At 62.8% G+C, this 13,092-nt stretch carries 16 protein-coding genes; 15 read left to right on the top strand and 1 reads right to left on the bottom strand.

The genetic code is table 11. From position 1 onward, the window contains the following. The 6 genes from fliD to K0F85_RS04570 all read left to right on the top strand — a co-directional run. The coding region (fliD, locus tag K0F85_RS28585; protein WP_257572522.1) for a flagellar filament capping protein FliD at positions 1 to 953 on the top strand (953 nt) is incomplete at its 5' end. A 21-nt stretch (positions 954 to 974) separates the two neighbouring features. Next, positions 975 to 1,421 (top strand): flagellar export chaperone FliS, encoded by a 447-nt coding sequence (gene fliS, locus K0F85_RS04590; RefSeq protein WP_219114742.1) that lies wholly within the window; start codon positions 975 to 977, stop codon positions 1,419 to 1,421. A 4-nt stretch (positions 1,422 to 1,425) separates the two neighbouring features. Continuing rightward, positions 1,426 to 1,752: a flagellar protein FliT gene (locus K0F85_RS04585; RefSeq protein WP_219114741.1), complete on the top strand. Its 327-nt coding sequence runs from the start codon at positions 1,426 to 1,428 to the stop codon at positions 1,750 to 1,752. A gap of 25 nt (positions 1,753 to 1,777) precedes the next feature. Next, positions 1,778 to 2,965: a flagellar hook-length control protein FliK gene (locus K0F85_RS04580; protein WP_219114740.1), complete on the top strand. Its 1,188-nt coding sequence runs from the start codon at positions 1,778 to 1,780 to the stop codon at positions 2,963 to 2,965. After that, positions 2,958 to 3,284, top strand: a complete 327-nt coding sequence (locus tag K0F85_RS04575) for an EscU/YscU/HrcU family type III secretion system export apparatus switch protein (RefSeq protein ID WP_219115004.1) — start codon at positions 2,958 to 2,960, stop codon at positions 3,282 to 3,284. The genes K0F85_RS04580 and K0F85_RS04575 overlap by 8 nt, the downstream gene beginning before the upstream one ends. Positions 3,285 to 3,309: 25 nt before the next feature. After that, on the top strand, positions 3,310 to 4,056 hold the full coding sequence (locus K0F85_RS04570; protein WP_219114739.1) for a flagellar brake protein: 747 nt from the start codon (positions 3,310 to 3,312) through the stop codon (positions 4,054 to 4,056). A gap of 31 nt (positions 4,057 to 4,087) precedes the next feature. On the opposite strand, the gene fliE is transcribed toward K0F85_RS04570, so the two are convergent. Then, complete coding sequence (gene fliE, locus K0F85_RS04565; protein WP_257572521.1) at positions 4,088 to 4,390, bottom strand: flagellar hook-basal body complex protein FliE; 303 nt, start codon at positions 4,388 to 4,390, stop codon at positions 4,088 to 4,090. On the opposite strand from fliE, the gene K0F85_RS28580 reads away from it, so the two are divergent. The 9 genes from K0F85_RS28580 to fliM all read left to right on the top strand — a co-directional run bounded on the left by K0F85_RS28580 (position 4,287) and on the right by fliM (position 13,065). Then, complete coding sequence (locus K0F85_RS28580) at positions 4,287 to 4,643, top strand: hypothetical protein (RefSeq protein WP_257572562.1); 357 nt, start codon at positions 4,287 to 4,289, stop codon at positions 4,641 to 4,643. The genes fliE and K0F85_RS28580 overlap by 104 nt on opposite strands. A 75-nt stretch (positions 4,644 to 4,718) precedes the next feature. After that, the gene (gene fliF / locus K0F85_RS04560) at positions 4,719 to 6,434 is read left to right on the top strand and encodes a flagellar basal-body MS-ring/collar protein FliF (protein WP_219114737.1); all 1,716 of its coding nucleotides are present in this window, start codon (positions 4,719 to 4,721) and stop codon (positions 6,432 to 6,434) included. Next, entirely contained in the window at positions 6,427 to 7,425 is a 999-nt protein-coding gene (gene fliG / locus K0F85_RS04555; RefSeq protein WP_034787109.1) for a flagellar motor switch protein FliG, read from the top strand. The genes fliF and fliG overlap by 8 nt, the downstream gene beginning before the upstream one ends. A 43-nt stretch (positions 7,426 to 7,468) precedes the next feature. Further along, positions 7,469 to 8,182 (top strand): flagellar assembly protein FliH, encoded by a 714-nt coding sequence (locus K0F85_RS04550; protein ID WP_219115003.1) that lies wholly within the window; start codon positions 7,469 to 7,471, stop codon positions 8,180 to 8,182. Positions 8,183 to 8,271: 89 nt separating this feature from the next. Beyond that, a complete protein-coding gene (fliI, locus tag K0F85_RS04545; protein WP_257572555.1) occupies positions 8,272 to 9,588 on the top strand; it encodes a flagellar protein export ATPase FliI in 1,317 nt (438 codons plus the stop codon). 32 nt (positions 9,589 to 9,620) lie between these two features. Then, on the top strand, positions 9,621 to 10,061 hold the full coding sequence (fliJ, locus tag K0F85_RS04540) for a flagellar export protein FliJ (protein WP_219114735.1): 441 nt from the start codon (positions 9,621 to 9,623) through the stop codon (positions 10,059 to 10,061). A gap of 19 nt (positions 10,062 to 10,080) precedes the next feature. Further along, entirely contained in the window at positions 10,081 to 11,373 is a 1,293-nt protein-coding gene (locus K0F85_RS04535) for a flagellar hook-length control protein FliK (protein ID WP_257572520.1), read from the top strand. Between the two features lie 186 nt (positions 11,374 to 11,559). Then, complete coding sequence (fliL, locus tag K0F85_RS04530) at positions 11,560 to 12,072, top strand: flagellar basal body-associated protein FliL (RefSeq protein ID WP_219114734.1); 513 nt, start codon at positions 11,560 to 11,562, stop codon at positions 12,070 to 12,072. A 6-nt stretch (positions 12,073 to 12,078) separates the two neighbouring features. Next, positions 12,079 to 13,065, top strand: coding sequence for a flagellar motor switch protein FliM (fliM, locus tag K0F85_RS04525; RefSeq protein ID WP_070220128.1), 987 nt, complete (start codon positions 12,079 to 12,081; stop codon positions 13,063 to 13,065). The last annotated feature ends 27 nt before the right edge of the window (positions 13,066 to 13,092 follow it).

Raw genomic sequence — 13,092 nt, 5'->3', positions numbered from 1 at the left:
GTATTTCCTTCCAGAAAGATGGCAGCCTGACACTGGAAGCGAGCAAACTCGACAAAGCCATCAGCGCCAACTTCGGCGATATCGCTGGCCTGTTTTCGGCCATCGGCAAGGCCACCGACAGCAACGTCGCCTTTACCAGCTCGACGGCCGCCACCAAGCCCGGCACCTATGACCTGAGCATCACTACCATGGCCAGCCAGGGTTCGCTCACCTCCGATGGCGTGCTGGCGGCCAGTACGACGATTGCCAGCGACACCACCTGGAATATCACCCTGAACGATACGGAGCCATCGGCGGCCAAGAATACGGCCCAGGTGTCGATACCGGCTGGCACCTATACGCCGGCACAGATGGCGTCGCTGATGCAATCGTCGATCAACGGCGTGAAAGCTTTTTCAGACAATGGCGCGACGGTCTCCGCGTCGATCGACGGCACCGGCAAACTGGTCCTGGTGTCGAGCCGCTATGGCTCGGTATCGAATCTGGCCTTGAGCAACAGCACGGGGACCGGTATAGAGACGCTGTTTGGCGCGGCCAAGCCCGTCAAGGGTGCCGACGTGGCCGGCACCCTTGGCGGGCAACCGGTTGTCGGCTCCGGTCAGACACTGACGGGTGCACCCGGCTCGCCAGCCGAAGGCTTGAAAATTGAAGTGACCGGCGGCGGCACCGGTTCGCGCGGCACGGTCAGTTTCTCGCAAGGCTATGCCTACCAGTTGAACAACCTGGCCACTTCCTTCCTGGGTACGGGCGGCGTGATTACCGGGCGCACGAGCGGTATCAATGAAACGCTGAAGTCGATAGCGACGCAGCGCGACAAGTTCAGCGCGAAGCTGACCGAGATCGAAGCGCGCTACCGCGCCCAGTACTCGCGCCTGGACGTGACGCTGAGCAAATTGACGTCCACGCAAAGCTATTTGACTCAGCAGCTGGCATCCATCGCCGCCAACCGTTAAACCCATTCATCAGGAGAATATATGTTTGGAACCCAACAACGCGGCGTCAACGCCTATGCCAAGGTCGGCCTGGAAACAGGCATAGGCTCGGCCTCGCCGCACAAGCTGATCGTGATGCTGTACGACGGCGCCCTGGTGGCGGTGCTCAGCGCGCAGATGCACATGAAATCAGGCAATGTGCCGGAAAAAGGCAAGTCCATCTCGAAAGCCATCCAGATCATCGACAATGGCTTGCGCGCCAGCCTGGATAAGGAAGCGGGCGGCCAGATCGCCGAAGGCCTCGACGCCCTGTATGAATACATGAGCGCGCGCCTGCTGACGGCCAACATCCACAACGATCTTGGCATGCTGGAAGAAGTGCAGCGCTTGCTGACCGACCTGCGCGAAACCTGGAATGCCATTGGTTCCACGCCCGCCGCCATTCCCGGCGCCGATTTGAAACGTATGCCCAGCCTTGCGAGCGCCTGACCCCATGATGACCCATCAAGAAGTCCTGACCACCTATGAAACCATGCAGTCCCTGACGGGCCGGATGGTGACCGCCGCCGGCAATGCCGACTGGGACGAACTCGAAGCGCTGGAACAGCAGGTGAGCGCGCATGTGGAGGCGCTGAAGGCGAATGAAGAAAAGGTCGTGCTGGAAAGCGCCGGCCGCCAGCGCAAGGTCGCCCTGATCAAGCAGATACTGGAAGATGACCGCAAGATCCGCGACCTGACCATGCCGTGGATGGCGCAATTGTCAAAGCTGATCAACAGCACCGGCACCGAACGGCGCCTGGCCAACGCCTACGGCGTCTAAACGCCCACGGGGCGAGGTCATTATCATGTTGCCGAAGATGGATACGATCGGCATGACGCCCTTGACCCCGGCCAAGGGCACGCGGGCGGCCGATGCCGTCGCCGACCCGCGCCAGGCCGAGTTCCAGCGCTCGCTGCAGGGACTGATCGGCAAATCCATGCAGGGACAGGTGCTGGCCCGCATGGGTGATGGCAGCTATCTGGTGCGCGTGGCCGGCACGCCTGCCCGCATGCAGCTGCCCGCCGGCGCGCAGCTGGGCACGGAAATCCCGCTGACCTTGATCGGCATCAATCCCCGTCCCTCTTTTCAAATCGGCAATAGCCGCGACCAGCCCGCCAGCGCCCTGCTGACGTACGCCGACGCGCAGGCCGAACCCGACGCAGCCGAAGCGCGCGGCCCACAGGCTGGTGCCGCCCAGGCGGGCACGCGCGCCAGCAGCACGGCCGCCACCCTGCTCAGCCGCGCGCCCCTGACACCGGCCAATTTGTTGCCCGCCCTGGCAGGCGACACGCCGGCGCCGGAACTGAGCACCACCGCGCGCGCCATCAGCACGGTACTCAGCCAGGCGGAAAGCGTGCCCGGCGCGCCCCTGGCGCTGCTCGGCAAGACACCGCTGATGGCCTCCCCGGGCACCAATCCTGCGCAGGTGGCGCAAAAATTGCACGATGCGGTCGGCAGCAGCGGCCTGTTCTACGAATCGCATGTAGCCGAATGGGCAGAAGGCAAGCGACCGCTGGCGTCGCTGCTGCTGGAGCCGCAAATGCAGAGGGCGGCACAGGGCGAGACGCCCAGGACGGGCACCGACCTGGCTTCGGCGCAACTGATCAATTTGCAGCTGCATACGCATGAACAGGCGCGCGTGCAGTGGCAGGGTGAAGCCTGGCCCGGCCAGAAGATGCAATGGGATATCAGCCAGGATGCGCCGCAAGGGCAGCAGCACGCAGGGCGCGACGGCGACGAGGAAGCGACGGCCTGGCGCAGCAATGTACGCTTCCAGTTTCCCCTGCTGGGCGACCTGGCCGCGCACGTGGTCTTGCAGGGAGGCCGCGTGGCCATCCAGTTGCAGGCGGGCAGCGAAGGCAGTGCCGACACCTTGCGCCAGCATGCGGCGCAGCTGGAAGCATCGCTCGCCGCGGCCGGCTGGCCCCTGTCGTCCCTCAGCATCGCCGGCAAGCCGGAGGCGGCCGAAGCGGCGGCAGCAGATGATGCTTGACGACACCAAGCGCAAGGTGCCGCAGACGGCCGTCGCCCTGGCCTACCAGAGCGGCACGCCGGCGCCCAAGGTAGTGGCCAAGGGCAGCGGCCTGATCGCGGACCAGATCATCAGCACGGCGCGCGAACATGGCGTCTTCGTGCATGAATCGAAGGAATTGGTGGCGCTGCTGATGGATGTCGACCTGGACCGCCAGATTCCGCCCGGACTGTATCGGGCGATTGCGGAACTGCTGGCCTGGTTATATCATATTGAATCTGCGAAGGGCGGACCGATCCCGCCGCCGCCCGACACCAGCGTCAACCTCACCGATACATAGACAGGCATCAATGCAAGCACATATTATGGATTCCGGTCTCGAAAACTGGCATGATTTTGAAGTGGAATCGCGGCGGGAAATCATCGCCTTGCTGCGCAGCATCAGCGAAAAGAACCAGCTGATCCGCATGCTGATCCACGGTGAGTCCGATGTGTGCGTCACTTCCATCCTGGAAGTCGATGCCGAACGCAATACCGTCATCCTCGACCGTTCCGTGAATGCCGACCAGAACCGGCGCATGGTGGCCGCCACCGGCATTTCGTTTGAAACCTCGCTCGACAAGATCCGCATCCTGTTTGCCAGCGCCCTGGTGGAAGAGTGCAATTACAGCGGCACGCCCGCCTTGAAAATTGCCATTCCAGAAACACTGATCCGCTTGCAGCGGCGCGAGTATTACCGCATGACCACGCCCGTGAGCAACCCCGTGCGCGTCTCGATTCCCCTGCCGCCCTCGCTGGGCGGCGCCGACACCCTGTTTCCGCTGGCCGACATCAGCTGCGGCGGCATCGCCATCCTGGACAATAAATTGATGCTGGGCGAGACCATCGGCAGGGACTATCCCGGCTGCCGCATCGACTTGCCGGAAGTCGGCATCGTCACCGCCACCTTACAAATTCGCAATTCGCTGGACATGACCCTGCTGAACAACAAGCTGAACCGCCGCCTGGGCTGCCAGTTCGTCGACTTGCCGCGCAGCATGCTGGCGCACGTGCAGCGCTATATCACGCGTCTCGAACGCGAGCGTAACGCACGCATGGCTGGACTCAGCTGATAACCCAGCCGAAAGCTGGGGTAAATTAGACTTAAACCTGCATATTCATGATCTCGTGATATGCAGAAACCAGTTTATTTCGCACCTGCACCGTCGCCTGGAATTCGATGCTGGACTTTTGCATCGACACCATCACGTCCGACAGGCTGACCTTGTCGTCGCCCATGGTAAAGCGCTGGCCCAGCGCCGCGGAGGCCTGCTGCGCGCCGCTCACGGAGTCCAGCGCGCTCTTGAAGGCATCGGCAAAATTCACCTTCGCCGCCGGCATCTCGGTCTGGATCGCCGGTATTTTCGCCTCCGGCCGCGTGGCCGCCGACTTCAGTTGCGCGATCATCGCCTCGATCCTGCTACTATCGATACCGCCTGTTTTCACTTTGCCTCCCGATTCTGGTCTGCTTCATATCTGTTCCATGCCTGTTGCACCCAGAGAACAAAACGCTGGATTGCACGGCAACGACGGGTACAATAACTTCCATCACATGTTGCCAGGGTTCCACAATACCAGCGCCAACGCCAGCCGCTCGGCCGAGCAGGCGGCAAAAGCGCCTTCTATTTGGACGATTGAAGCGCGTGACAGTGGCGGATAATTCTGCATATCGCCCCCTCCTTCATTGGAAGCGGCCCCCACTCATTAGCAAACATACGCGCCCCGGAAGGCAATCATGGCTGTAGCCGAAGAAATCGATGTGAACCGCATACCGCCGGAGCCGGCGCCTGCCCGCTCGCCCGTGGAATCCGTGCAAGCCTTCGCCAAGACACCGATGGGCAAGAATTTCCTGCGCGGCCTGGGCGTGGCGGCACTCGTTGCCATCGGCGTGGCCCTGTACATGTGGAACCAGCCACCCGAGTACAAGGTCCTGTTCTCCAATTATACGGACCGCGACGGCGGCGCCATCACCGCATCGCTGGACCAGCTGGGCATCAAGCACAAGTTTTCCGAAGGCGGCGGCGCCATTCTCGTGCCCACCGAGCAAGTCCATGACGCGCGCCTGAAACTGGCAGCGCAAGGCTTGCCCAAGGGCGGCAACGTGGGTTTCGAGCTGATGGAAAACCAGAAGCTGGGCGTTTCCCAATTCCTTGAACAGGTCAATTTCCAGCGCGCGCTGGAAGGCGAACTGGCGAAATCGATCGAATCGGTGTCCGCCGTCGACACGGCGCGTGTCCACCTGGCTCTGCCGAAACCCTCCGTCTTCGTGCGCGACCAGCAAAAACCGACGGCTTCCGTGCTGCTGAACCTGCACCCAGGCCGCGGCCTCGACCAATTGCAGGTGAGCGCCATCGTGCACCTGGTGGCGTCCAGCGTGCCGGAATTGCTTCCAGTCAATGTCACCGTGGTCGACCAGGCCGGCAACTTGCTTTCGAACCAGGAACGGGACAAGGACCGCGCCAACGGCATCAAGAGCCTGGACCCGAATCAACTGAAGTACGTGCAGCAATTGCAGCAAAGCGTGATCAAGCAAGTCGAATCGATCCTCCTGCCCATCGTCGGCGAAGGCAATGTGCGCGCCGAAGCGACGGCCGACGTGGACTTTTCGCAAAGCGAGCAGGCGGCTGAAACCTACAAGCCAAACTCGCCGCCGGAAGCATCCACCATCCGCAGCCAGCAAACGAGCGAATCGACGGGCGCCGGCAATGCCAATCCGTCGGGCGTGCCCGGCGCGCTGTCGAACCAGCCGCCCGGCGTGGCCACGGCACCGTTGACGGCAGAAGCACCGGGCGCAGCGCCAGGCGCACCAACGGCGCCCACGCAAAAGGAGTCGACGACAAATTATGAAGTTGACAAGACTGTGCGCTACGAGCAGAAATCCATGGGCGGCTTGCGCCGCCTGTCAGTGGCCGTCGTCGTCAACTACCGCCGCACGATCGACAAGGATGGCAAGGTCACCGTCAAGCCGATTTCCCCTGCCGAAATGGTCCAGATCAATAATCTGGTCAAGGAAGCCATGGGCTACAACAAGGAGCGCGGCGACAGCTTCAGCGTGGCCAACTCTCCCTTCGACGGCATCGACCGCGCGCCGGAAGGCAAGCTGGAGTGGTGGCGCGACCCGGCCAACTTGCCGCTGGCCAAGGAGTTGGCGAAGTTCCTCATCACGGCCCTGATCCTGCTGTATATCTTCATCAAGATCGTGCGCCCGATGCTGCGCCCGGTGATGCGCAAGATCGACGATTTCGGCGCCCCGCCGCCCGTCATCGAGCCGGAACTGGCCAAGGATGGCGAAGACAACGAAGTTCTGCTCAGCGAAGCCGAGCTGGAAGAACTGGAAGAAGATACGGCCCGCGGTTATCGCGAAAACCTGGCAATGGCCCGGAAACTGGCACAGGAAGATCCGCGCGTGGTCGCCAACGTAATCAAAGCATGGATAGGCAATAATGACTGAGACAACGGGACTGCAAAAAGCATCCATCCTGATGCTGGCACTGGGCGAGAGCGAAGCGGCCGAGGTCATGAAATTCCTCGGCCCGCGCGAAGTGCTGAAACTGGGCGCCGCCATGGCCACCATGAAGGGCATCGCGCACGAGCAAGTGGTCGAGGTGCTCGACGACTTCCGCGCGCAGACGGAACTCAATTCCACGGTCGGCCTCGATTCGGACGAATACATCCGCCAGGTGCTGACCAAGGCGCTGGGCGACGACAAGGCGTCCGTGCTGCTGTCGCGCATCCTGGGCGGCAAGGATGCGTCCGGCATCGAATCGCTGAAATGGATGGATTCGCAATCCGTGTCCGAGCTGATCCGCAACGAGCACCCGCAGATCATCGCCACCATCCTGGTCCATCTGGAACGCGATCAGGCTTGCGAAATCCTCGGCCATTTCACGGACCGCCTGCGCAACGACGTGGTGCTGCGCATCGCCACCCTGGACGGCGTGCAGCCGGCCGCCTTGCGCGAACTCAACGACGTGCTGACGAAACTGCTGTCCGGTAACGAAAACATCAAGAAATCGTCGCTGGGCGGCGTGCGCGCGGCGGCCGAGATCTTGAACTTCATGAGCGGCGAGCAAGAAGGCTCCGTCATGGACAATATCAAGAACTACGACAATGATATGGCGCAAAAGATCATGGACGAAATGTTCGTGTTCGACAACGTGATCGATATCGACGACCGCGGCATTCAATTGCTGCTGCGCGAAGTGCAGTCGGAAATGCTGATCATCGCCCTGAAAGGCGCCTCGCAAGAGCTGCGCGACAAGATTTTCAAGAACATGTCACAACGTGCCGGCGAGATGATGCGCGAAGACCTGGAGTCGAAAGGCCCCGTGCGCCTGTCGGAAGTGGAATCGCAACAGAAACAGATCCTGCAAATCGTGCGCCGCCTGGCGGACGAAGGGCAGATAGTACTGGGTGGAAAAGGCGAGGATTCGTTTGTCTAATTTAATACCCAAAGAGCAACAAACCGCTTACCAGCGTTGGGAAATGACCTCGTTTGGCGACGAGCGTCCCAGCGTGGTGGCGGCGCGCAAGCTGCTCGAACCGGACCCCGAACCGGAGCTCGACCCGGAAGTTGATCCGTACGGCGAGCTGCACGAGGAAGAGCCGGCCCCGCCGCTGGAATACCCGACGCAGGAAGAACTCGACGCCATCCGCGAGTCAGCGCGCGCGACGGCCTTCGACGAGGGCCGCGCCGCCGGCTATGCGCAAGGCCATGCGGCCGGGCATGCCGATGGCCATGCAGAGTCGTATGCGGAAGGCAAGGCGGCCTGCGCCGTGGAACTGGCGCACCTGCAAAGCGTCGCCGTCGACTTCGGCACGGCCGTGCAGCAGGCCGATGAACTGATCGCCAACGATGTCATGGAACTGGCACTGCAGCTGGCCAAGGGCATGCTGAAAACGGCCTTGCCCGTGCGCCCCGAACTGATGCTGCCGATGGTGCGCGAAGCCATCGAATACTTGCCCGTGCTGCAACAACCAGCCTTGCTGATGCTCAATCCGGAAGATGCGCAAGTGGTGCGCGACGGCATCGGCGACGAACTCCACAAGGGTGGCTGGCGTGTCATCGAAGACCCGACCGTGGAACGCGGTGGTTGCAAGATCGACACGGCCAGCAACCAGATCGACGCGCAAACGTCCACCCGCTGGCAGCGCCTGACGCATGCGCTGGGCAAGGACCTGGACTGGCTGGCGCCGTGAGCGAGCCAGTCAAAGGCCCCACCGCCCATGCGGCGCGCTGGCGCGCCTATCTGAGCGACTGTTCGGCCGTGGTCGGCTTTGTCGAACCGATGCAAATATCGGGCAGGGTCACACGCGTGGCTGGCCTGGTGATGGAAGCGGTGGGCCTGCGCCTGGCCGTGGGCGCCGCCTGCACCGTGCCGCTGCCGAATGGCGGCCGGGTCGAGGCGGAAGTGGTGGGCTTTGAAGGCGAGCGCCTGTTTTTGATGCCGCAAAGCGACGTCGAAGGCATCGTGCCCGGCACGCGCGTGTTTTCCGTCGAACCTGCCATTCCCCGCCCCGGCAGCGTGGCGCATCCGCGCCGCCGCCCCAGCGACCGCGCGCGACACTTGCCCGTGGGACCGCAACTGCTGGGCCGCGTGCTCGACGGCGCGGGACGGCCACTCGATCAGCTGGGCCCGTTGCACACGACCGACAGCGCTCCCATCAATGTACGCCCCGCCAATCCCCTGGGCCGCGCGCCCATCGTCGATACCCTGGACGTGGGCGTGCGCTCGATCAATGCCATGCTGACCGTGGGCCGTGGCCAACGCATGGGCCTGTTCGCCGGTTCCGGCGTGGGTAAAAGCGTGCTACTGGGCATGATGGCCCGCTACACGGAGGCGGACGTGATCGTCGTCGGCCTGATTGGCGAGCGGGGACGCGAGGTGAAGGAATTCATCGAGCAGATTCTCGGCGCCGAAGGCCTGGCCCGTTCCGTCGTGGTGGCCGCGCCGGCTGACACGCCGCCACTGATGCGCCTGCAAGGGGCCGCGTATGCGACGGCCATTGCCGAGTATTTCCGCGACCAGGGCCAAAATGTACTGTTAATCATGGACTCGCTGACCCGCTACGCCATGGCGCAGCGTGAAATCGCCCTGGCCATCGGCGAGCCCCCCGCCACCAAGGGCTATCCGCCGTCCGTCTTCGCCAAGCTGCCCGTGCTGGTGGAGCGGGCTGGCAATGGCGAAGAGGGCGGCGGCTCGATCACGGCGTTCTACACCGTGCTGACCGAGGGCGACGACCAGCAAGACCCGATCGCCGACTCGGCGCGCGCCATCCTGGACGGGCATATCGTGCTCAACCGCCGCCTTGCCGAAGCGGGCCATTATCCCGCCATCGACATCGAGCAATCGATTTCGCGCGCCGCCCACTCGATCACCACGCCCGAGCACCAGCAGCAGGCGCGCAAGCTGAAACAGTTGTATTCGCGCTATGAACGCAGCCGCGACCTGATCAGCGTGGGCGCCTACAGCGCCGGCACCGACCCCGTGCTGGACCAGGCCATCGCCCTGCATGACAAGATTGAAGCGTTTTTACAACAGCAAATCACGGAGCGGGTCAGCATGGACGAGAGCTTGGGGCAACTTACCGCTCTATTCGACTGATGAGGGCTTGCACAGCGGGAATATAATCAACCATGGCTTCTCCTTCCCAACTTGCAACCCTGATCGACCTTGCCCAGCGCGAAACGGATGACTGCGCCAAGCGCCTGGGCGCAGCCCTGAAAGCGCTCGACGATTGCCGCCAGAAGCTCGACATGCTGTCCGGCTACCGCGACGACTATGCCCAGCGTTTTGAGGCGAGCATGAGCAGCGGCATTACGCCCATGGCGTACCGCAACTTCCAGGCCTTCATGGTCAAGCTCGATAGCGCCATCCTGGGCCAGCAGCAAGTGGTCGAGCATGCGCAGGCCCGCAGCGAAAATGAAAAGATGCGCTGGCAACTGGCCGAACGCAAGCGCATGTCCTACACCACCCTGAACAACCGGGCACAGGAACAGGCGCTGAAGCTGGAAAACAAGCGCGACCAGAAAGCAATGGATGAGCACGCGGCGCGACAAGCCTATTACAAACGCTAAGCAACACTGAGGCAGCATCATGCAAACCCAGCCAACCCCGATTTCCCAGATTATCTCGCCCAACGCCACGCCGGGCGCAGCCAACCGCAGCCAGCCGTCCACCAGCGGCACGGCGGGCGACTTCCAGCGCACCCTGAANNNGATCGAACAACGCCAGAGCAGCCGCAATATGGCGCAGGCACAAGTACAAGCGCCGGCGCCCCGCCCCGCCAGCCCTGCGGCCACGCCAGCGCCAGCGCCAGCGCCCGCGACGCAGTCGCCCGCCAATGAAGCGAAGCCGACGCAAGCGGGCAGCGAACAGGCAGCCGCCAGCGACCAGCCGCCAGCGCCGGCCAGTGAGACCGCCGCTGACAGCGCCACGACCGAGAGCGAGGCCAGCGTAGCCACCGCTGCGGCCGCGACAGTCACGCCGCCAGCCGATCCGGCAGCCGAGATGCTGGCCCTGGTGGGCAGCATCCAGCTGGCCATCCAGCCGTCGGCGGCAGCAGCCAAGGGCGTGCAGGAATTGCCCGCCCGCGCCGGCGTCAAGGCCGAGGGCAAGGGCCTGGCGGCAAGTCCATTGCTGGCAGCCGGCCAGGACAGCGGCAAGGCCGCCACCACCGTCATCGCGCAAGCCGACAGCGGCGCCTTTGCCGACAGCCTGGGCCAGGCCCAGGGCAAGACGGCCGCCACACAAGGCAGCAGCGTGCCAGGCGGCAAGACCGAGCCTGGCAAGCTGGCCATCGACGCCCAACTGGCAGCGTCCGCCAAGGCTGGCAGCGCCGTGGTCGAACCACTCCTCAAGGAAACGCCTGCCGACCTGAGCCGCCTGGCGGCCCAGTTGCAGCCGGGCGCGCTGCAGCAGGCAGCGGCCGCCGTGGCCGTGCCTGCCGACAAGCTGGCAGGCCGGGTCGGCACGCCGGCCTGGGACCAGCAACTGGGCCAGAAAGTCGTATGGATGGCGGCCGGTGGCGACCAGAGCGCCACCCTGACCCTGAATCCGCCCGACCTGGGCCCCGTGCAAGTGGTACTGACGGTGACCAATGACCAGGCCGATGCGGCCTTCATGTCGGCCCAACCCGAAGTGCGCCAGGCGCTGGAAGCTGCCATGCCGCGCCTGCGCGAAATGATGAGCGAAGCGGGCATCGCCTTTGGCAGTGCCACCGTCTCGGCCGGCACGCCGGAACAGCAAAGCAATGGCGAGCGAGCCACCTCGGGCGAACGCCGTGGCCAGGGCCAGGGCGGCGGCGTCTCGGGTGGCGAGATCGCCATCGCGCCGGCGGCAGGCGGACGCAGCCGGCCCAGCCTGAGTGCCGTGGATACCTTTGCCTGAGGAAATGTCGTCGTGCACAAGCCACTGGCGCACCCCACGACGTAACTTTTCGTATAAAAACAGCGAGTTGAGGGCGCTTACACCCTCTTTTCACTGCATCCTTCTGCGCAGAATTTGCCGATAATGACATAATGGCGTCGTGAGCCACTTCCATGCACTCGAGTACCATTGAAAGCAAATCCAAAAATGAAAGCAGATCCGAAAGCAGATGCAGGCCTGGCTCCCGCCGGCGCCTCGAAAAAGAAGCTTCTGATCATCGTGCTGGCCGCGGTGCTGGTGGCTGGCGGCATCGGTGGCGGTGCCGCCTGGTACTTCCTGCATGGCAAAGCCGATAAAGAAGAAGCGGCGCCCAGCAAGAAAAAACATGCCGCGTCCAAGGCCGGTCCGCCCGTCTTCGTGCCTGTCGACTCCTTCACCGTCAACTTGCAGCCGGAAAACGGCGAGCAATACTTGCAGATCGCCTTCACCTTGCAGGTCAGCAGCCCGGAAGAAATGGATACAATCAAGCTGAACATGCCGAAGGTGCGCAGCCGCCTGCTGCTGCTGCTGTCCGGCAAGAAGGCATCCGAACTCAATACCGTGGAAGGCAAGCAGCAACTGGCGGCCGAAATCATCAATCAGGTGAACCAGCCGTTCGAGGACAAAGGGCCGGAGCAAGACGTGACGGACGTATTATTTACCGCATTCATCATTCAATAAGCAGCCATGGCCGATAATTTCCTCTCCCAGGAAGAAGTCGATGCCCTTCTGAAGGGCGTCAACGGAGACCAGGACGACGCGCAGACGCCGGAAGATGTCACGGGAGTTCGTACCTACAACCTGGCAACCCAGGAGCGCATCGTGCGCGGCCGGATGCCAACGTTGGAAATTATCAACGAGCGTTTCGCCCGCCTGCTGCGCGTGGGCCTGTTCAACTTCCTGCGCCGCAGCGCCGAAGTGTCGGTGGGTTCCGTGCGCGTATCGAAATATAGCGAGTTCATCCGCAATCTGGTGGTGCCGACCAATCTGAACCTGGTCCACATGAAGCCGCTGCGCGGCACGGCCCTGATGGTCTTCGATCCGGGCCTGGTGTTCCTGCTGGTCGACAATCTGTTTGGCGGCGACGGACGTTTTCATACGCGCGTCGAAGGGCGCGACTTTACGCAGACGGAGCAGCGCATCATCTTGCGCATCCTCGATATCGTCTTCGAAGCCTATACCAAGTCGTGGGAGCCGGTCTTCCCCGTCGAATTCGAATATATTCGTTCAGAAATGAACACGCAGTTCGCCAATATCGCCACGCCGAACGAGGTGGTGGTAGCATCCACGTTTACGGTGGAACTTGGCTCCGTTTCCGGACAAATCCACTTCTGCATGCCGTACTCGATGATCGAGCCGATCCGCGATTCACTGACCTCGAGCCTGCAGGGCGAGGCGCTGGAAGTGGACAAGCGCTGGATCCGTTTGATGACGCAGCAGATCCAGATCGCCGAAGTCGAGCTGGTCGCTTCGCTGGGCACGGCGCGCGTGTCGTTCGACGAAATCCTGAACATGAAGGTGGGCGACATCATCCCGCTGAATATTCCCGAACTGATCGCCGCCACCGTCGATGGCGTACCCGTGATGGATTGCACCTACGGCGTGTTGAACGGACAATATGCATTGAAGGTGGAGAAACTCCTCGCCAATGCCGATAACATGAACAATCATTAAATAATGCCCCCGGGCCGCGCTGCGGCC

It is taken from the genome of Janthinobacterium sp. UMAB-56 (genome assembly GCF_900095265.1).
GTDB lineage: Bacteria > Pseudomonadota > Gammaproteobacteria > Burkholderiales > Burkholderiaceae_D > Janthinobacterium.
Note: the sequence above shows the minus strand (reverse complement) of the source record. Positions and strands in the feature narration are given on the sequence as shown.

What these genes read in the sequence shown, in the direction of transcription:
- fliS (WP_219114742.1), top strand. Translation starts at nt 975, where the DNA reads ATGTTTGGAACCCAACAACGCGGCGTCAACGCCTATGCCAAGGTCGGC.
- K0F85_RS04585 (WP_219114741.1), top strand. Translation starts at nt 1,426, where the DNA reads ATGATGACCCATCAAGAAGTCCTGACCACCTATGAAACCATGCAGTCC.
- K0F85_RS04580 (WP_219114740.1), top strand. Translation starts at nt 1,778, where the DNA reads ATGTTGCCGAAGATGGATACGATCGGCATGACGCCCTTGACCCCGGCC.
- K0F85_RS04575 (WP_219115004.1), top strand. Translation starts at nt 2,958, where the DNA reads ATGCTTGACGACACCAAGCGCAAGGTGCCGCAGACGGCCGTCGCCCTG.
- K0F85_RS04570 (WP_219114739.1), top strand. Translation starts at nt 3,310, where the DNA reads ATGGATTCCGGTCTCGAAAACTGGCATGATTTTGAAGTGGAATCGCGG.
- fliE (WP_257572521.1), bottom strand. Translation starts at nt 4,390, where the DNA reads ATGATCGCGCAACTGAAGTCGGCGGCCACGCGGCCGGAGGCGAAAATA.
- fliF (WP_219114737.1), top strand. Translation starts at nt 4,719, where the DNA reads ATGGCTGTAGCCGAAGAAATCGATGTGAACCGCATACCGCCGGAGCCG.
- fliG (WP_034787109.1), top strand. Translation starts at nt 6,427, where the DNA reads ATGACTGAGACAACGGGACTGCAAAAAGCATCCATCCTGATGCTGGCA.
- K0F85_RS04550 (WP_219115003.1), top strand. Translation starts at nt 7,469, where the DNA reads ATGACCTCGTTTGGCGACGAGCGTCCCAGCGTGGTGGCGGCGCGCAAG.
- fliI (WP_257572555.1), top strand. Translation starts at nt 8,272, where the DNA reads ATGCAAATATCGGGCAGGGTCACACGCGTGGCTGGCCTGGTGATGGAA.
- fliJ (WP_219114735.1), top strand. Translation starts at nt 9,621, where the DNA reads ATGGCTTCTCCTTCCCAACTTGCAACCCTGATCGACCTTGCCCAGCGC.
- fliL (WP_219114734.1), top strand. Translation starts at nt 11,560, where the DNA reads ATGAAAGCAGATCCGAAAGCAGATGCAGGCCTGGCTCCCGCCGGCGCC.
- fliM (WP_070220128.1), top strand. Translation starts at nt 12,079, where the DNA reads ATGGCCGATAATTTCCTCTCCCAGGAAGAAGTCGATGCCCTTCTGAAG.